Source organism: Mesorhizobium sp. WSM4310, assembly GCF_007003935.1.
Classification (GTDB): domain Bacteria; phylum Pseudomonadota; class Alphaproteobacteria; order Rhizobiales; family Rhizobiaceae; genus Mesorhizobium.
The window spans coordinates 1-18,720 of the sequence record NZ_VFTA01000015.1 but is presented as its reverse complement, the minus strand read 5'-3'; the positions used below and the strand labels follow the sequence as shown (position 1 = coordinate 18,720).

Annotated in this window: 16 protein-coding genes; 4 read left to right on the top strand and 12 right to left on the bottom strand. The window is 60.3% G+C overall.

The features are described from left to right. Positions 1 to 13: 13 nt before the first annotated feature. The 6 genes from FJV80_RS17450 to FJV80_RS17425 all read right to left on the bottom strand — a co-directional run bounded on the left by FJV80_RS17450 (position 14) and on the right by FJV80_RS17425 (position 6,026). Positions 14 to 919, bottom strand: a complete 906-nt coding sequence (locus tag FJV80_RS17450) for an aldose 1-epimerase (protein WP_142877031.1) — start codon at positions 917 to 919, stop codon at positions 14 to 16. Beyond that, on the bottom strand, positions 903 to 1,493 hold the full coding sequence (locus FJV80_RS17445; protein ID WP_246688989.1) for an SDR family oxidoreductase: 591 nt from the start codon (positions 1,491 to 1,493) through the stop codon (positions 903 to 905). The genes FJV80_RS17450 and FJV80_RS17445 overlap by 17 nt, the downstream gene beginning before the upstream one ends. Further along, positions 1,490 to 2,269: an SDR family NAD(P)-dependent oxidoreductase gene (locus tag FJV80_RS17440; protein ID WP_142877030.1), complete on the bottom strand. Its 780-nt coding sequence runs from the start codon at positions 2,267 to 2,269 to the stop codon at positions 1,490 to 1,492. Before FJV80_RS17440 ends, FJV80_RS17445 begins: the two co-directional genes overlap by 4 nt. Before the next feature lie 84 nt (positions 2,270 to 2,353). After that, entirely contained in the window at positions 2,354 to 3,349 is a 996-nt protein-coding gene (locus tag FJV80_RS17435) for an ABC transporter permease (protein WP_095773158.1), read from the bottom strand. 60 nt (positions 3,350 to 3,409) lie between these two features. Next, the gene (locus tag FJV80_RS17430; RefSeq protein ID WP_095792189.1) at positions 3,410 to 4,948 is read right to left on the bottom strand and encodes a sugar ABC transporter ATP-binding protein; all 1,539 of its coding nucleotides are present in this window, start codon (positions 4,946 to 4,948) and stop codon (positions 3,410 to 3,412) included. A 115-nt stretch (positions 4,949 to 5,063) separates the two neighbouring features. After that, positions 5,064 to 6,026, bottom strand: coding sequence for a sugar-binding protein (locus tag FJV80_RS17425; RefSeq protein WP_095773159.1), 963 nt, complete (start codon positions 6,024 to 6,026; stop codon positions 5,064 to 5,066). A 604-nt stretch (positions 6,027 to 6,630) separates the two neighbouring features. Here FJV80_RS17425 and FJV80_RS17420 point away from each other — a divergent pair. Both FJV80_RS17420 and FJV80_RS17415 read left to right on the top strand, forming a co-directional pair. Beyond that, positions 6,631 to 7,731, top strand: coding sequence for a LacI family DNA-binding transcriptional regulator (locus FJV80_RS17420; protein ID WP_179296093.1), 1,101 nt, complete (start codon positions 6,631 to 6,633; stop codon positions 7,729 to 7,731). A gap of 245 nt (positions 7,732 to 7,976) precedes the next feature. Then, positions 7,977 to 9,311 (top strand): site-specific integrase, encoded by a 1,335-nt coding sequence (locus tag FJV80_RS17415; RefSeq protein WP_142877029.1) that lies wholly within the window; start codon positions 7,977 to 7,979, stop codon positions 9,309 to 9,311. Positions 9,312 to 9,447: 136 nt separating this feature from the next. Here FJV80_RS17415 and FJV80_RS35070 read toward each other — a convergent pair whose 3' ends face one another. Both FJV80_RS35070 and FJV80_RS17405 read right to left on the bottom strand, forming a co-directional pair. Further along, positions 9,448 to 9,786, bottom strand: a complete 339-nt coding sequence (locus FJV80_RS35070; RefSeq protein ID WP_142877028.1) for a hypothetical protein — start codon at positions 9,784 to 9,786, stop codon at positions 9,448 to 9,450. 30 nt (positions 9,787 to 9,816) lie between these two features. Then, positions 9,817 to 10,026 (bottom strand): hypothetical protein, encoded by a 210-nt coding sequence (locus FJV80_RS17405; protein ID WP_348643976.1) that lies wholly within the window; start codon positions 10,024 to 10,026, stop codon positions 9,817 to 9,819. Between the two features lie 219 nt (positions 10,027 to 10,245). Here FJV80_RS17405 and FJV80_RS17400 point away from each other — a divergent pair, with 219 nt between their 5' ends. After that, positions 10,246 to 11,988, top strand: a complete 1,743-nt coding sequence (locus tag FJV80_RS17400; RefSeq protein WP_142877027.1) for a DNA methyltransferase — start codon at positions 10,246 to 10,248, stop codon at positions 11,986 to 11,988. A gap of 204 nt (positions 11,989 to 12,192) precedes the next feature. Here the strand turns inward: FJV80_RS17400 and FJV80_RS17395 are convergent, their stop codons facing one another. Both FJV80_RS17395 and FJV80_RS17390 read right to left on the bottom strand, forming a co-directional pair. Beyond that, complete coding sequence (locus tag FJV80_RS17395) at positions 12,193 to 12,441, bottom strand: hypothetical protein (RefSeq protein WP_142877026.1); 249 nt, start codon at positions 12,439 to 12,441, stop codon at positions 12,193 to 12,195. 38 nt (positions 12,442 to 12,479) lie between these two features. Continuing rightward, positions 12,480 to 13,025: a hypothetical protein gene (locus tag FJV80_RS17390; RefSeq protein ID WP_142877025.1), complete on the bottom strand. Its 546-nt coding sequence runs from the start codon at positions 13,023 to 13,025 to the stop codon at positions 12,480 to 12,482. A 533-nt stretch (positions 13,026 to 13,558) separates the two neighbouring features. Between FJV80_RS17390 and FJV80_RS17385 the strand changes: the two genes are divergently transcribed. Beyond that, complete coding sequence (locus FJV80_RS17385; protein ID WP_142877024.1) at positions 13,559 to 15,280, top strand: hypothetical protein; 1,722 nt, start codon at positions 13,559 to 13,561, stop codon at positions 15,278 to 15,280. Between the two features lie 36 nt (positions 15,281 to 15,316). On the opposite strand, the gene FJV80_RS17380 is transcribed toward FJV80_RS17385, so the two are convergent. Then, on the bottom strand, positions 15,317 to 15,523 hold the full coding sequence (locus FJV80_RS17380; protein WP_142877023.1) for an AlpA family phage regulatory protein: 207 nt from the start codon (positions 15,521 to 15,523) through the stop codon (positions 15,317 to 15,319). 128 nt (positions 15,524 to 15,651) lie between these two features. Then, entirely contained in the window at positions 15,652 to 18,699 is a 3,048-nt protein-coding gene (traA, locus tag FJV80_RS17375) for a Ti-type conjugative transfer relaxase TraA (RefSeq protein ID WP_142877095.1), read from the bottom strand. Positions 18,700 to 18,720 lie beyond the last annotated feature (21 nt).

Here is an 18,720-nt window from a genome sequence, read left to right as displayed (position 1 = left end):
AGGCGCACCCGCCTTATGCCCCGCCCTCAAGCGCAAAGGGCGTGAAACAGACGGTGCCGGCGGCACTTTCGCCCTGGGCGAGGACGATGACGCCCTCATCCGGATCATCCCATCGGCCGCGGTTGAAAGCGCAGGAGGCGTTGGTCTGCGGCTCGACGCAGAAATATGGCTTGGTCGGATCGGCGTAAAGCATCAGGTGCTTGAAGATCGGGGCGGCCCTCATGCGCAGTCCCGCGCCCCGTGCCGGGAAGCGCAGCGTCGCTTCGCCGTCCCAGCCGCCATAGTCGTTGTTGCGCCAGCCGCCCGGCAGGGGTCTGCCTTCGGCAAAGTCGAGTTCGGGCGGCAAGGTGACGGGATCGCCCGAAATGCCATCGGGCTCTTCGAGATAGAAGCGCTCGGCCTTGAACTGCACTGTTACGTCCGGATCGCGATCGAACCAGGGATGCAAACCAAAACCGAACGGCAGGGCGACCGGACCGATATTGGTCAGCGTCATGGTCACGCTCAGTCCCTCGTCCGAAACCGCGAAAGCCTGTGTCGCGCGGTAGGAATAGGGCTCGGCTCCGGCGGCGATGACCAGCGACAGGGTTGCGTTGGCGGGACCTGACCCGGTGACCGTCCAGGCGTGTTGCCAACCGCTGCCATGGACGTTGAATTTTTCGGGCGGATTGTTGGGCAGGACCTGCCAGCGTCTTGCCCCGAAGTCGAAGGCGTTGCCGGCGATGCGGTTGGCATAGGGCGTCATCGGAAACATGGCGACGCCAAGCACATTGCCGGATTTGCGATCATCATCCGAGAGCCGGCGCATGAGATCGATGCCGCGCCAGCGCAACGCGCTCGCGCTGCCGCCGATGTGCGGCACCAGGGCAACCTCGAGCGCTCCCGATTCGATGCTCAGCAATTCAGAAATTGCGGCCATAGCCTGCCGTCCATCCACCGTCGACGCCCAGCATCTGGCCCGTGGTGTAGGTGTTGAGCGGATCGCAGAAGAACAACACGGCCGCGACCGCTTCCTCGATGCAGCCGGCGCGGCCGACCGGCGTGTGGCTGAGCATCGCCCTGTCGCCCGAGACCATGGTTTCGTCCTCGACCGCGCCGAAGCCGACGGCATTGACCAACACCCTCGGCCCGAACTCCATGGCCAACGCACGCATGCCGGCCAGAATCGCCGCGTTCTCCATGGAAAAGCGCGGATGGCGGCGCATCGGCATGCCGGCCGTGGCCGAGACCAGGAAGACGATGCGCCCGCCGCCGCGCTCGGCCATGGCCACGGCTGCCCTGCGCGCATCTGCATGCTGGCAGCGTGGATCCTGCATCGTCGTTCCCGGGCGCAGCGGATTGGACATCAGCAGGATGTCGGCGGCATCCCCTGCTTCGACGACCGTGCCGCCATTGGCACGCAGCGCGGCAAGCACGGCGTCGACGATCGGGTTGGTCTCGCCATCGAGGGCCACCGCGGCGCCGTTGAGATCGATTTCCATCGCGCCACTCACATCATGTATCCCGCCGTCCAGCCGCCATCGACGGCCAGCACCTGGCCGTTGACGTAGCTGGCGGCCGGCGAGGCCAGGAACAGCACCGCCTCGGCGATCTCCCGCGGCTCGGCCGGACGGCCGAGCGGCACATGGGCCAGGAATTCCTGCGTGCGGCCGGCGAACTTGCCGTCATCGCCGTAAAACAGCTTGGCGGTCAGCGCCGTCATCACCGAACCTGGAGCGACCGCGTTGGTCAGGATGCCCTTGGCGCCGAGTTCGATCGCCATCGACCGCGTCAGATGGATGATGCCGGCCTTGGCGGCGACGAACGGGCTCTGCAGGCGCATGGCGGCAAGGCCGACGACCGAGGCGATGTTGACGATGCGCCCGCCCCTGCCGGCGGCGAGCATGGGACCGAGTGCCGCGCGGCTCATAATGTAGAGGCCGTCGAGATCGACGCCGGTGATGCGGTCCCATTCCTCGGCCGGGAATTCGTCGATTGTGACACGATGCGCCAGCGTGTTGACGCCGGCATTGTTGATGAGGATGTCGAGGCGGCCGTAACGCCGCATGATCGCGGCGATCGCGCTGTCGACCGATGCGCCATCACGGATGTCGGTGACGCAGGCCATGGCATCGGTCAAGCCGGCCGCGACCTGTCTTGCGCCCTCGCCGTCGATGTCGGCGACGACGACCGCGGCGCCATTGTCGGACAGGCGCCTGGCAATGGAACTGCCTATGGCGCCCCCCGCTCCCGTGACCAGCGCCACCTTGCCTCGCAAATCGCAGCGCATGTCCCGCACACCCCCCGAGCAATACCGGGTTATGCTATTATAATATCTACTGGAGTCGGGCAAGCGGCAGCGTTGCCGGCGCGATTATTCCGCCGGCGCGCCGGCAACGTTCTTGCGGGCGGCATCGACCATCAGCCGCCGTGCGCGGAACACGCCCCATTGCTGGTCGACGAGGACGCCGATGAGAATGACGCCGCCCATGACCGCGAAGTTGAGGGAGGACGGGATGCCGAGCAGATTGACGAGGTTCTGCAGTTCCTGCAGCAGCACGGTCCCGAGGATGACGCCGATCAGCGAGCCTTCGCCGCCGCGCAGCGAGAAGCCGCCGAGCACGGCGGCGGCAATGGCGTAGAGTTCATAGAACTGGCCGTGGCTGGCCGGCGAGATCGAGCGTGTGTACATGGCGAAATAGATCGCCGACAGCGCCGTCAGCACGCCGCAGATGACATAGGCGGCCATGACGATGCGGCCGGTACGGATGCCGGAATATTTCGCCGCCTCCTCATTCTTGCCGATGGCGTAGAGATAGCGGCCGAACACCGAACGGTGCAGCACCACCCACATGACGATGGCGATGACGATCAGCGCGATGAAGCTGTTCGGCACGCCCCAGGAGCGGCCCGCGGTGAGGAATTCGAGCTCGGGGAAATTCTGGCCGAAGGCGAAGCCGGCGGTGCCGTCGGCGGTGTAGAAACGGGCGACGCCGCGATAGATCAAGAGGCCGCACAAGGTGACGACGAAGGGCTGCAGCTTCAGCCTGGTGATCAGCCAGCCATGCACCAGGCCGATGATGGCGCCAAGCGCGATGATCAGCACGAAGGCCAGAGGCCAGTCCAGTTCGCGCACGGCGATGAAGTCGATGAACAGCGTTCCCAGCAGCGCCACCACCGAGCCGACCGACAGTTCGATGCCGCCGGTGATAATGACGAAGGCCTGGCCGATCGACAGGATCCCGAACAGGCCGATCAGGTTCGAGGTGTTGGCAAGGTTGATCGGCAAGAGGAAGCGCGGATTGATGATGGCCACGATTGCGCCGACCACCAGGATCAGGATCAGCAGGCCGAGATCTTTCTTGCTCATCGTCTTCTCCCCAATGCCTGCCTGAGCAGGTTGCGCGGTCTCGCGACCCCGGCGCAAAAACTATTTCGGCTGCTTGCCCACCGCCAGCAGCAGCACGTTTTCCTGGCTGAACTGGTCCTTGTCGAGAATGCCCGATATCTGGCCCTCATGCATGACGGCGATGCGGTCGGACACGCCGATCACCTCCTCCATGTCGCTGGAGATCATCAGCACGGCGACGCCGGCATCGGCCAGCGCGCGCATCAGCCCGTAGATTTCCGCCTTGGCGCCGATGTCGATGCCGCGCGTCGGCTCATCGAGGATCATCACCTTCGGGTTCATGGCCAGCCATTTGCCGAGCACGACCTTCTGCTGGTTGCCGCCCGACAGCGTGCCGGTCCGCGTCTGCACCGACGGCGCCTTGATACCGAGATTTTTCTTCTGTTTCTCGGCGGTTGCCGTCTCGGCGCTTGCCGACACCAGTGAGCGCCTCGCATGCGCCGGCAGATTGGGCAGCGAAATATTCTGCGCGATCGACAGGTCGAGCAGGATGCCGGTCAGCTTGCGGTCTTCCGGCACCAGGAAAATGCCGTGCGCGACGGCATCGGCCGCCGACCCCAGCACAAGCGTCTTGCCGTCGAGCTCGAGCGTGCCGCCAAGGCTGCCGTCGATGCCGAAGAACACGCGGGCCAGCTCGGTGCGGCCGGAGCCGACAAGGCCGGCAAGGCCGAGGATCTCGCCACGCCGGACATCGAGGTCGACCGGCCGGCTGGGATAGGTGGGGGTGCGGATGGCCTTGGCCGCAAGTGCCGTGGCGCCGGGCGCCCGCGCGGCCTCGGAGGCCTTTTCGCGTTCCTTCAGCATGCGGCCGATCATCAGCTTGACCATCTGGTCGTGATTGATGTCGCGCTTGCCCAGCGTGCCGGCCAGCATGCCGTCGCGCAGCACGACGACGCGATCTGCGACGCGCTCGACCTCGTGCAGGCGGTGCGAAATGAAGATGACGCTGATGCCGTCGGCCTTCAGCGCCTTGATGACGTCGAGCAGTTTGTCGGTCTCGGCGAGCGGCAGGCTCGATGTCGGCTCGTCGAGGATGACCAGCCTTGCCTTGATCGACAGCGCCTTGGCGATCTCGACCATCTGCTGCTGCGCCAGCGACAGGTCGGCGACCTGCGCATCGGCGGAGAAATTGGCGCCGACGCGCTTCAAGAGCGGCGCCACCATCTCGCGCAGCTTCGAGCGGTCGACGAGTTTCAGCGGCCCGGCGCGCAGCGGCTCGCGGCCGAAGAAGATGTTGGCGGCGACATCGAGATTTTCGAACAGGTTGAGTTCCTGGTGGACGAAGGCGATGCCCGAGCCCAGGCTGCCTTCGACGGTCAAGCTGTTGTGAGCGGTGCCGTCGACCGTGATCGTGCCGGTGTCCGGCGTGGTGACGCCTCCGAGGATCTTCATCAGGGTCGACTTGCCGGCGCCGTTCTCGCCGACGAGGCCGATGACCTCGCCCGGCCTGACCTCCATCGAAAACCCGTCGAGCGCGACGACGCCCGGATAGGTCTTGCGCACGTTCTCGAGGCTGAGAAACGGGGTGATTGCCGCGATGGATGTATCCGAATAATTCATCATGCCTGACAGGGATTGGCGGGCCGACTTTTAAGGCAGACTGACGCTCCTCGCGGTGTTCGTCAATGCGAACAGCCGGCTCAAGCAAGTTGAGCCGGCTGAACTGCCTGTGGTCTTAGTTTCCTGCCATCGCCTTCAGGTTGGCGGCGTAGGCGTCGACATCATCCTTACCGATGATCTTGGTCGGGATGATGATGAGGTTGCCGGCCGGGATGCCCGACTTGTCGCCCTTGAGATAGGCAGCCATCAGCTTCATGCCCTGATAGGCCCATTCGAAGGGCTGCTGCACGACGGTGGCGGCAACGGTGCCTTCCTTGACGCCGCCCAGCGTGATCGGATCGTCATCGAAACCGACGACCGTGATGGAGCCGAGCTTGCCGGCATCGCGCAGCGCTTCATAGATGCGCGGCGTGTTGTAGGAATAGAAGCCGACCATGCAGGTGACGTCGGGGCTGGCGACCAGCGCGTCCTCGACATTCTTCTTGGCACGCGCCTGGTCGATATCGTCGCCGCGCACGTCGACGAGCTCGATCTTGGTGCCGGCCAGGCCATCTTTCATGCCCTGGATGCGCTCCTTGGCGTTGTCGGCGCCGAGCAGGCCGACGAAGCCGAGGCACTTGCCGCCATTGGGCATCGCCTTCTTGGCGATTTCGGCCGCCTGCTTGCCGGCGTCGACATTGGACGAGCCGATATAGGCGACGCGCTTGGTCTGCGGTGCGTCGCTGTCGGTGGTGAACAGCGCGGTTTCAGACGCGATCTTGTTCAGGCCATCGGTCGAGGTCTTCGGGTCGACGGCCGAGACCATGATGCCCTTGACGCCGGCCGTCACCAGATCGTCCATCAGCCGCTGCTGGATGGCGACCGAGGATTGCTCGGGATATTTGAGTTCGAGATTGTAGTCGGGCAGTTCGCCCTGCGCCTTCTTGACGCCAGCTTCGGCCGCTTTCCAGAAATCGGAAGCGCCGTTGACGACGAAAGCCAGTGTCGGCTTGTCGTCGGCGCGCGCGATGGCCGTCGCCGTCAGGCCGACAACCAGGGCCGCGGCGGCCACGGATGCATTGCGTATCAAGGACTTCATGTTCAACCTCCCGTTTGGGTCCAGCCGTCGGGCTGGACCGTCTTGCTCACTAGAATTGCCTGCTCACCTGAATTTGCCGTTTGCGGCTTGGATACCCCTCCTCCTCAGGGTTTCCCGGCACTCACAAGAATGGCCTCGTTCCAGCCACGGCCACGGACTTTAGAGACTCATTCTGCGTTCGTAAATAGTCCGATTTGTCTGACATATCACTTATCCGAGACAGAGCTTGCGGAGGCAATCCGCTCGCCATCGGGTCATCGACGTTCGCTTTCCCGCCGCCCCGAACCCTACAAGGCCGGACGCGACGGATTGACGTTACAGCGCATTTTTGTATTAGTAAACACTATTAGTTTTCAGCCAATATCCGGGCACATCGTGGCACCACAGTGAACGAAGCGCTGGCGAGCCCATGCCTTGGCCGCTCGGCATACAAAGCCGCGCAGTCGTTGCTTTCCTCCCACATAAGGAGCCTGATGATCGATGGACCGCATGGCCACTAATAGATATAAACGAAGCGGCGGTTTCTATAAGCTGGCGCCGCCGCGCCATCTTGTCGGGCCGGCAGGCTGCCGCTAGACAGGCCGGGATTGGGGACAAGACTGCCATGAGCGAAACGACGGATCCGGCCATCGAGACGATCAAGCGCCGCAAGGCGCCGGCCAAGCCCAAGGGGCGGGTCACCATGACAGACATCGCCCGAGCGGCCGGCTGCTCGCAGGCGACGGTTTCCTTCGTGCTCAACAATTCGCCAGGGATCAAGCTGTCGCAGCAGACCCGCGAGCGGGTGATCGAAGCCGCGCGGGCGCTGGGTTACAGCGCGCCCGCCTTCTCGGCGCTGCGCAAGCCGGTTGCCGCCTTCGACGGGCTGGACGGAGTGATCGGCTTTGCCGTCGACCAGCTGGCGACCAGCCCTGAGGCGGTGGTGGCGATCGAAGGCGCGCGCCAGGCCTCGTGGAATGCCGGCAACGTGCTTCTGGTGGCGCAGACCATGGGCGACGCCGTGATGGAGCCGCGCGCCATCCAGGCACTGACCCGGCGGGGTATTTCGGCGCTGATCTACATGACCATCTTCACCCGCGAGATCACCGCGCCCGACTTCCTCTACAGCCTCGACATTCCGGTGATCCTGCTCAATTGCTACACGGCCGACTACGCCTTTCCCGCCGTGGTGCCCTCCGAGATCGCCGGCGGCCAGAGCTCGACCCGGCATTTGATCAGCCACGGCCACCGCCGCATCGCCACCATCACTGGCGAGCCGTGGATGCAGGCCGCGCAGGATCGGCTCAAAGGCTACCGGCGCGCGCTCGCCACCGCCGACATCCCTTTTGACCCGGAGCTGGTGGTCGAGGGCGACTGGTCGGCAAGTGCGGGCTATGCCGCGACGGTGAAGCTGCTGGCGCTCAAAGACCGCCCGACCGCCATCTTCTGCCAGAACGACCGCACCGCGATCGGCTGCTACGAGGCGCTGAAGGAAGCCGGCCTGCACATTCCCCAGGACATCTCCGTCGTCGGCTATGACGACGAGGAAATCGCCCGGCATCTGTTCCCGCCGCTGACCACCTCGATCCTGCCGCATATGGCGATGGGCCAATGGGCGATCGAACAGCTCGAGGCACCAACGGCGCCCGGACACGGGCGCTATCCCATCACCAAGCTGGAGTGCCCGCTGGTGGAGCGGGAGAGCGTGCGGGCGGTGGCGGGTTAAGGCAAATTGAGGCAGTTGGCGCACCCGACAGGATTCGAACCTGTGACCTCTGCCTACGGAGGCCGATTTAGCCAGTCTTTTCAACAGCTTGTCTTTGTACGATATCGTTCGCTAAGCTACTACGACGACTGACTTTTTGTCGATCCGAAGACCGAAGCCAGTATCCTATCGCAGGCCGGAGTTTCCGTCCGGGTGCTTCCGTGGTGCTTCCGCGGAATCACTTCGACAGAGCCCCGAGGTGTGCGATGGCTAAGCTGAACAAACGAACCGTGGATCAAGCGGGACCAGAAAAGACGGACTACTTCCTTTGGGATGACGAGTTACCTGGCTTCGGGCTGCGCGTGTTTTCATCCGGTAAGCGCAGCTATCTCGTTCAGTATCGAGCTAAAGGTCGAACCCGCCGATTCACGATCGGCCCTCATGGGGTTTGGGCTCCAGAATCGGCTCGAAAGGAGGCGCGGATATTGATCGGTCGAATCGCGCAGGGCGACAATCCTGCGGAGACGAAACTTCTCGATTCCAAAACGATCACCGTCAAAGAACTTTGCACCCGATACTTGGCTGATTGTGAAGCTGGACTTGTGCCTGGCAAAGGCGGTCGCCCTAAGAAGCCATCGACCATGGAGATCGACCGTAGCCGTATAAAACGACACATCCTTCCGCTCCTTGGGAGCCGGAGAGTGACTGAGATCACATCGGCAGATATTGCCAAATTTCTGCGAGATGTTGCCAATGGCAAGACGCGGGCCGACATCAAGACGAAGAAGCGAGGGCGAGCGATCGTTCGCGGAGGCATTGGCACCGGCTCGCGCGGCGTAGGCCTTCTTGGCGGCATCTTCACGTACGCCATCCGGGAAGGGATCATCGAAAAGAACCCGGTTCACGGCTTTCGTAAACCAAAAGATCGCGTTCGAGACCGTCGTCTGACCGAGCGTGAGTATCGAGCGTTAGGCACGATTCTCGCGAACGCTGCATTCGACCCGCAGTTTTCAACGGCCACCAAAATGGTGCGCACACTCGCCATGACGGGATGTCGACGAGGCGAGATCATTAATCTCAGAATGGGCGAGGTCGATGTCCAACGCAGTTGCATCAGGCTCGAAGACTCCAAGGAAGGTGCATCGACCCGGGCCATCGGCTTGCCCGTAGTCGAGTTGCTCCAACCACTATTGTCCGACGATGAGGGTGGGTTTGTGTTTCCCGGCACAGAGGAAGGAAAGCCATTGGTCGGCTTCCCAAAATTGTGGGAAAAGCTGGTCAAAAACACTCCACTTGAGAGCGTTACACCCCACGTGCTTCGTCACAGCTTCGCGAGCGTGGCGAATGATCTCGGCTTTACCGAGTCGACAATAGCCGCCTTGGTGGGACATGCTCGCGGAACGATCACAAGCCGCTACATTCACACAGTGGACACTGCGCTGGTAATGGCAGGTGACACAGTCGCCAGCTATATTCAGGCCTTGCTTGATGGAGTGAAGTTCGACCGATCAAGTTATGCGCTCGATCACAGCGCCCGTAAGGAGGCTATGCGGAAATTTTTGACGGCGGCTGTCGAGCCTAATGGGCGACCAGTCCTATGACGGTATCGGTGACGGTTATCCAGCTAAGTTGGGTGATGCCTTTCAAAGGCAGCGATTTTCGCGCCCCGTTTGTCTTTCTTTCAACCTTGCGTCTTTCGGAACTACAAACTTTATCACCTCAGCACCCCTCCATTTTTTAGACCTTGGCCTTCCGCCAGCCTGCCCACCAAGCATCCCATTGGGAGCAAAACCAGCGCTCGCCCTTGGCTGGATTGATGACCGTTTCGTTATAATAGCGCTGACCTGGCATGTGGTAGATACGCTCGCCCGTCACGCTGATATTGCCCTTGATAGTGCAGCCACTCGGCGCGCTAGGGCTGCCCTGACGATGCACTGTCGGAAGAGGATGCTGTTCGGTTTGCGGTATGAGGTAGCTCGCTCCGGCAACGCCGCAAAGCAAGACAGGAATTAGCGCCCGCTGCTCTAACAGCGAACGCCTTCGCCGCCTTATAGGCTTCTGCCCTTGAAGGCCCATAGCCCCTCCCCACTAAGGAGAATGCTACTCCTAAGACTTGGAGTCCAGATAGGGCGGCCTTACCGGTCCTGTGGTGTTCCACAGGATGAACTCGACTTCCTTCCCGGTCACGTCCCGCACGGCTTTCAACAGCGCCTTATGCAGGACGCGCGTCTGGCGATAGTGATCGCAATGCGGCGATATGAACGGCTTCACGATGCTTAGGTGCAGCGCTTCCGCCGCTGCCAGAAAGCGCTCGATTTCAGCCTGCGATAACTGCTTTGACGGTTTCTACCTAGCCATTGCGATCTCCTGCGAGAATCGCTCCACCTAGGATTATCGCCCTACAACTTACCGATGGCGTAGATGGGTTGAAAACGCCTCGGCTAACGGCTGGCGCAGAAGCCAAAATCGTTAAGAAACACCTAATTCTCAAATAGTTAACCACAGCCTGCGATGTTGTCGCCGGGGATTATTGTCATGAACGAACTGCACTTCGGTGACAACCTAGATGTGCTGCGGGCTATGCCTGCTGAATCGGTAGATTTGATCTATCTCGATCCGCCGTTCAATTCGAATGCCAATTACAACGTTCTTTACGGAACGAAACGCGGAGGAGCCTCGAAAGCGCAGTCTCACGCTTTCGAGGATACTTGGAAATGGGGAAAGGACGCTCAACGAGCGTTGGAAGAAACGGCAAAACGGCATCTTGAGGCAGGTGCATTGCTGGACGCTTTTCAGAAGGTATTCGCCGGAAGCGACATGATGGCGTACCTCGCTATGATGGGTGTCCGACTAATTGAGATGCGTCGTGTCCTTAGGCAGGCAGGCACGCTCTATTTGCATTGCGACCCTACCGCTAGCCACTACCTGAAAATTCTTCTCGATTCGATTTTCGGGTCGAGCAGTTACATCAATGAGATTAGTTGGCGGCGAACCACCGCAAAAGCCGACTATGCCCAAGGCGCAACTCATTTTCCAAGAGTTCGCGATATTATTCTCAGATATGCAAAAGACCCGAAAGAACGACAGATATTCAACCAGCAATTCGCGGAATACGATCAAGCATATTTGGCTTCCAAATACCGCCATCTCGACAAAGACGGGCGTCTCTACCGGCTCGACAACCTCACAGGGCCGGGAGGAGCGGCTAAAGGCAATGCCCATTACGAGGTCATGGGCATTGAGCGGTACTGGCGCTATTCGAAAGAAAAAATGGACCAGCTAATTGCTGAAGGCCGCATCATTCAAACAAAGCCCGGCACGGTCCCCCAATTCAAGCGATACCTGGATGAAATGCCCGGCGTTCCTATAAGCGACGATTGGGACAACATCCGCCCGATCAACTCTCAAGCAGGGGAACGTCTTGGTTACTCGACGCAGAAGCCGCTGGCCTTGTTGAAACGGATAATCCAGTCATCGTCCAACGAAGGAGATATCGTCCTCGATCCATTCTGCGGCTGCGGCACAGCCATCGAAGCCGCTCAAGACCTGAAACGCCGATGGATCGGGATTGATGTCACATACCTCGCCATTCATGTGATTGAGGGGCGGTTGCTGAAGTCGTTCGGATCCTCGATCAAAGGAACCTACAAGCTCTATGGCCGGCCAAAGGACGCCGCAGACGCAAGGGCGCTGGCGGGCCGCGATTGGCTGGAATTTCAAAAGTGGGCAGTCTTCACACTTGGAGGCCTACCCAAGGATCGCCCCGGCGCCGACGGCGGCATCGACGGCATTATCCGCTATCACCGGGTTGGCATCGAACAGCCCAACCGTGCAGTGGTATCGGTCAAGGGCGGTCTGCACGTCGGCGTGGATGCCATCCACAAACTCAAATCTGTCGTACAGCGCGAGGGCGCGGAAATCGGCGTTCTAGTGTGTCTCGATCCTCCGACCGCAGCCATGGTCAAAGAAGCCGCATCGGAAAATGAAGTCGGGCCTCCATCGCGCCGCGTACAAAAAATCCAGATCGTAACGATAGAGGGCATGTTTGAGCGGCACCCGATCGACTTGCCGGGAATGCTTGATCCGCCGGAGGCGGTGACTAGTTCGCCGGCTTTCCAGCCAAAGCGTGGCAAGAAGCGAGTTCTCGGTCAGACGGAGCTGCTACTCCCAATCCCGGGAGACCAGACAGTCAGTCATACAGAGGGCAAGCGCAATCGCCCAATCCGTGTAGTGGAAGTTGAAGTCACCCGCCCAGATTATAGGCGGAAGGCAAAATAGCCTTAGCGGTCAAAGGCTAACGCTTGACCTGCCAGAACATGTGCTTGCCAAGCTCTTCACTTGAAATACCCCTAGCGCGATGGTGCCGAAGGCAAGAGCCAACACGCTTGCCGACCGACTTTACAAGGCGCTTGTCAGCCGTGTTCATGCCACGCTCTGCCATGACATGCATCGTGGCGCGCGGAGGCGCGTTTCGGTCGCCCCTCAAAGGTAACTTTGGATGCTGGGGATGTCAGGGTCCTCTTTCGCGCATTCTTGCGCGAAAGAGCGCGCCTGAACGGTGTCGCCCATTTCTTTGGCGGCGTAAAAACACTCAAGCCAGCCGCTAAGTCGTATGGTCTCGTCGAAGCTGCCGATATTGCCCTTTACGAGGTCTATGGCCTTCTGAAATTCACCCTTACCACGAAGCGCCGCAGACTGCCTGACGACGTCTGAGCCAGCGAGATTTGACATGTAGCACCCTCCCAAAAATGACCTCTCCAATTATTATGTTAGGATGCAATTGGCGTCGAGGGTGGGTCAGTGGCGAGGGAGGCTTTACCGAACCGGGTCAGAAGGTTGTTTATCGTCTCTCGAAGGGCAACCTGGACCTGTTCAATGGAAGTTTGGTTTTCACCTTCAGCGACGCCGTTCGAATAGAGATGCCCCTCCCATCTCCCTTTTACGAACTGACCGCCAATAGAATGCTCGCCTGTTTTAACGTTTCTGACGATAGCCAAAAAGCCGTCATCAGGGTGGAGGCGACGGCTGCTGGGAAGTTCGGGAAATGCGAACGGAACGGGTGCTCCCTCCCATTCCAGTTCGGCCGGATTCCGCAGGCGCATTTTCACCCGCCATGCACCAAAATCATATCCGCTTGGCCTGTAGATATGGACGGTTATGCGGTCACTAAGGCGGCCATACTCTGCCTGAACAAATGCCTCAATAAGTTCTCTGGCCTTGGTAGTGGGCTGTACACCCAGCTCTTGGCAGATGCTCTCAAAATCGAGTTTTGTAGCCGACGATATGCGGGCTTTGATAAAACTATTTTTTTCCACTACCAAGTCTCCTGTGGGTACAGGAAACATATTTTGTGTTTCGTGTCTAGTCAACTGAATTTTGAGACAGGCTTGAGTCCTCGTCACGAGGGGCAGGCGTACGCAGATAGCGTTAAAGCGTTGCCTTTGAGACGTCGAAGCCCGGCTACTTCCTTTGCGGAGAGTGTGCGGTCAGTTAGAAGCGCCGCCGCCGCCGCCGCGTCTTTTTCCGAGAGGCGGCGTGGTCTCCCTCCACGCTTGCCTTTACGCTTCGCCTCGGCAAGCCCTGCCTTAGTGCGGCGCACCCAGAGGAAGTCGCGCGGCAGGATTGCGAGGCTGTGCTGCGCGCAGATTGACGCTCACGGTCGACGGCTGCCGAAATCCTGCGCGGTAAGACGTGCAGCATTTGGCGCTGAACGTTGACCGATGGTCCTGACAACAAATCGCCTTGCAGTAGATTCGGTGCGGCATTACGCTATTATTGGGCTTGGGGAGAATCGGTGCGTCCACCGAAACATAAATGGCCGAATACCGACGGCAGCAGAGGTATTCTGATGTTCGCTCAACTTATGGGCGAGATGCTGAATCCAACGACATTTGAAAGTTTTCGTGTCTACTCTCTGGACACGATCGCTCGACTAACAGAAGCGCTAAACCTAATCGATGATGTCAGAAGGCAGCGAGTTCCCCGAGCGGTGCTTGAACCTATCGCGGAAGAGCTTGAATGGTCTTTCAACAAGGATGCTGCGGCGCTCGCTTTGGCGGAGCCAGAAATAAAGTCTCTGATCCGAATCTTGGCTGCAAAAAATACATTCTCTCTCGATGATTTTTCGTCGCATCTGAAGCTGATAACAAAGCTGGTTGGCTCGACTTACAAAACGACGCTTGAAAAGCTGATCCTCCAGATATTCGATCAACCAAACCAGAAAATAGCGATCCGAAAGCTGGCTGGGTTTTACTGTAGCCACATTCTGAACATCGGATATTCGCGACGATTCATCCTGAAAACCGTGAACCGATTTTTCTTCGACTCGCCTGTCCAGCGGATGGGTCGAGCTTCACTCTCCCGCTTTTTCAAGGAATTCGATGGAAAGACGAAGAAGTTTATTGTGCATGCGTTCGTGTCCAAGGATTTGGGCAATTACCTGGGAGGCTTAGGTTTTACGATAAAGGATGCCGAGGATTTGCCCGAAGCACAGATCCACACGCTCGCAATTAATGACAATTATGAGAAATTGCCGGCAGCTCTGGAGATCGCGTTCGATCAGTTCGACCCTGAAGGCGCTATGGAGCATTGCTATCAGATCCTGAGCGCGCAGCGGGCAATATCTTATCTCGACCCGTATGGAATGCATTGTGAGTGGGGAGACACGATGCACGTGACGTTGCATCGGGCAAAGTCCGGTGTCGCAATCACCAAGGGCGATTTTCTCACCAACAAGGCAATCCATTCGGTCCCGAGATCGGGGCATCGCGCCCGGACGATCAGCAATTATGCACGGGAGATTATTGCCAATTTCGACAGCAGCTCGACGGAGAGATTACTGAGTTCAATCAGAACCGCTGCGCTCGCACGGACCTCGCAAAGCCCGGAAAATCGCCTCATATCACTTTGGTCGGCAATTGAGGTTTTGCTGAGCGAACCAAGAGATGACGTCCGCATTGTTCACTACACAAGGCTCATCGTACCCTGCATCGCGCTCAGGCATACGAGGCGGCAGGTCATCGCGGTCTACGACGAACTTCTTATACCGTACAGACACCGGCTAAATCGGCTTTTGAAGTCGATGCCCTCATTCCCGTCAAGTCACGGTCAGCAGGCTTTCGCCGAGCTGATGTTCCTGCCCGAGCACGTAGCCCTGAGGACAGAGCTCTGTCAGCTTTTGGCCGACAATCCATTAGCGCTTCATCGGGTGTGGAAGCTTCACAACGACTACATTGACATCAAGAGCGCGAATAGAACGATGTCTGACCATTTTGATCGCGTTAGATGGCAGGTTCACAGGGTCTACAGGGCTCGAAACCAGCTGGTTCATTCCGGCAAAATGCCGACCTATCTTGAATCGGTAATCCTGAATCTGGCCGAATATTACCGCTCATCAATCGCTACGATTGTGAACCGAGCCAAGCGCGAAACGCATAGTTCAGATATTGACCAGGTGGTGGCAGAAATCGGCATCCGCTACGACATCCTGCGCGGCCATTTCAATGTGAAAGCAGGAATCCCGTTTACTCAGGAGCATATTTCGATGCTCATGGATTTTCCGACAGCGTAGATAGGTCGACGTATCCTTGTGGTGGTGATGGCCCGATCACCTAACCGCTTCGCGAACACACCAGCCGGTGGGACTCTCTACCCATCGATTAACATCGGATTCCCGCCAGCCAGCGCCGTTGACACTGATCTTGATCTGGGCCGGGAACGTGCCTTCGGCGATCTTGCGATAGATGGTTGAACGGGACAGGCCAGTCCTGGCAAGGACGGTTTTGAGGCGAACGATACGATCCGGCTCGGACATAGCTTGCCTGCATCTCACTGGTGGTCGTTGATTTCTGCTGGGACAGACGGGGCGAACCCATGCCGCAGGCAATCAGGTTTGTCGCCTCAGCCGGCTGCGGCGTGGAAACGGCGGCGGATCGGACATGTTTAGATCCCGAGGCCCCGCCCCTTACCGATGCCATGGCTGAACACCAGTTCCGCACCCAAGCGACGACCCGAATCCACGTTGATGCCAAGCTCGCGTTTGCGGTTTGCCAGTAGGGATTCCAGCTGCGGATCGCGCTCAAGGCTCTTGGCCATATCGGACATGGCCGAGCGCGTTGACTTGTAACCGGACATGTCGCCGGCCTGATATTGCTCTCGTCCCGTCCGATCGAGCTTTTGCCAGCGTTCGACGAACCGGTCTGCGCGGCGGCCCGGATCGTTGTCTAGTCCGGTGCGGATTTCCGTCTCAAGCTGGAGAGCAAGCACGATGCGGCTGACCCGGCCGGCCCCCGCCTCGCGGACCAGCTCAGGATTCTTGACGTATGCCGCTTCGGCATCGCGCCAGCCATGCGGACGCACCTTCTCGAAAGCGCTACGGGCATCCCTCAATTCGCGCATCTGCTCGGGACTGCCCTGCCCGTGGGCATTTCCAGTACTGAGGATAGGGTCGATAGCGCGCGCGTGACGCACAAGCGCCTGGGTCCGGGCTCGGCGCATTTCTGCTTCTGGGTTCCCCGGCACATGCGTGTCGCGCGGCGCTCCGCCAGCAAAAGCTTCTCTTCCAGGCGTGGTGCCAACATCTCCGATCTGCGCCCCAACGCTGTCCCTTCCCCGCCCGCGCCCACCTTCCTGGATGGGCTCGCCATCTCCGGGCGAGCGCAACGCGTCCAGCAGCCCGCCGATCCCGTCGCGCAGCTTCTCCGGAACGATCCGACGCACGATCTCGACGACGCGCTCGCGGAACGTGATGCCGCGCCGCTCGGCATAGTGTTGCGCCGGGTCGACCTGCTCGTAATCCGACGCCATGTCCTTGGCGCGGTCGCGTGACAGCGTACGGTCCAGCCGCTCTCGCGTGCTGAAGTCGTCGCCGCCATAATGCAGGTCCATCCCGTCGCGATGTCGCGACAGGGCGACGTAGCTGCCATGCGCGTCCATGCCCGGCGTGGCGAGCACATGCGTGCGGTCGACGGTCATGCCCTGCGCCTTGTGAATGGTCGCGGCATAGCCGTGGTCGATGTGGGCATAGTCTTTCAGGTCGAAGCGGACCGACCTGCCGTCATCGGTGCGAACCGTCATGCTCTGCGTGCTGACTTCTTCCACGATGCCAAGCGTGCCGTTCTTGACGCCGAGCCCGCGCTCGTTGCGCAGGAACATGACGCGGTCGCCGCTGGCGAAGGCCCTTGCACCGCGTTCCACACTCACGTGAACATCGTCGCCGAGATCGCCGGCAATGCGCATGCGCTCGCGCGCTGCCTGGTTGAGCGCACGCACCTCGTCGTTTGTATGGGTGAGAATGATCCGGCTCGCCTCTGGATGCGCCTGCCTGTCGCGATCCCAGCGCTCGACGAGTTCACCTCGCGCCTCATCGCGCGTTGTAGCCTGATGCACCATGCCTTGCGCGTCATAGGCGCTGATTGCGGCACCGATCCTGCCGGTTGCCAGATCGCGCGTTGCATCGCGCTGCCAGTCCTGGCGCTGCCGACGCACCTGGCCGATTTCGACGCCGCCATGACGCTCGTGAATAGATCGGAATGCAGCGCCCGCTTCGATTGCCTGTAGCTGCTGCGGATCGCCGACGAGGACGATCTTTGCGCCAACGTCCGCCGCATGGGAAAGCACGCGCTCCAACTGGCGTGTGCCGACCATGCCGGCCTCATCGATCACCAGGACATCGCGCGCGGTGAGCAGATCGCGGCCCTGTCCCCAGCTGTGCTCCATACTGGCGATTGTGCGCGACGTGATGCCCGATCCGCTTTCGAGATTCTCGGCCGCAATGCCGGAGAGTGCGGCGCCTCGAACCTCGTAGCCGGCTGCGGCCCAAGCCTGGCGCGCAACCCCCAGCATGGCGCTCTTTCCCGTTCCGGCAAAGCCGACGACGACACCAAGACCGCGGCTATTCGTGATGTGATCCAGTGCATCGGTCTGCTCGCCTGAAAGGACAAGGCCGCCTCGCGCTGCACGCGCCAAAGCTGTCTCGCGGTGTGCGTTGCTCACCGCGTGTCGCTCGTTCAAATCGATACGCTCCGCCGCGCGGTGAAGGCGCTGTTCGGTCTCGATCATCTGCCGCGTGGTGAACCGATCGTCGCCGCGTCCGTCCTTGCCGAGTTCGACCAGATCAGGCGCGTTGCTGATGGCGCCCATGACTGCGTTGAACTGCTCCATTCCGTCGCTGTGGCGATGCGAGAACGTCGCAATGTCCTTTCGGGTGAAGGTCGATTGCTGATGCGTGATTGCCTCCAGCGCCACGGATGGATCGGCAATGATGCGCGCGCCATTGTTGCGCGCGATCTCGCGATGCAGTTCGGCGCGATCGGCTTCAGTGCCACCAGCGTCAAGGCCGCTGCCCTCAATGCGTTGAGCTGGTGCACCGATCTGGGTTTGCGGCTCAAGCGCAATGCCCTGCGCTTCCAGACTGCGATGATCGATGCGCGCGTCGATGTCGAGTTCGGCCAGGCGCTCATTGGCCAGTTCCGCCCATCGCTCGCGCCAGCGCTCGACCAACTGGGTAGCATTCCAATCTCGAACCTTGGCGCCAAAGCCATTCTGGTCCACCGACCGCATGGTCAGCATGACATGAGCGTGCGGTTTGGGGCTGCCATCCTCTGCCCTGTCCCAATGCACATTGAGATCGGCGACCATGCCCCGGCTAACAAACTCGGCTTGCACAAAGTCGCGCGCCAGCTCGATGCCCTGTGCCTGGCTCAGTTCGCGCGGCAGAGCAAACTCGACCTCGCGGGCCAGCTGCGCATCCTTGCGCACCTCGAACGCCTCGACGTCGTTCCACAGCCGCTCGCGGTCGCGCCAGGCTTCGGGTGCATTCTCCGGCAGCATCACCTCGGAATGGACGACACCGCGTTTGGCCGAAAAATCATGGCTGCGTTCAATCCGCGCGTCGCGCAACCGCGAGGCCGAGCGGTAGGCGGCGGATGCCACCGCACTGCTCCCAGCCTTGCGGCCAATGACCTTGACGTGAAGATGATAGATCGCCATCGCGACAGGATGTGCGTTGGG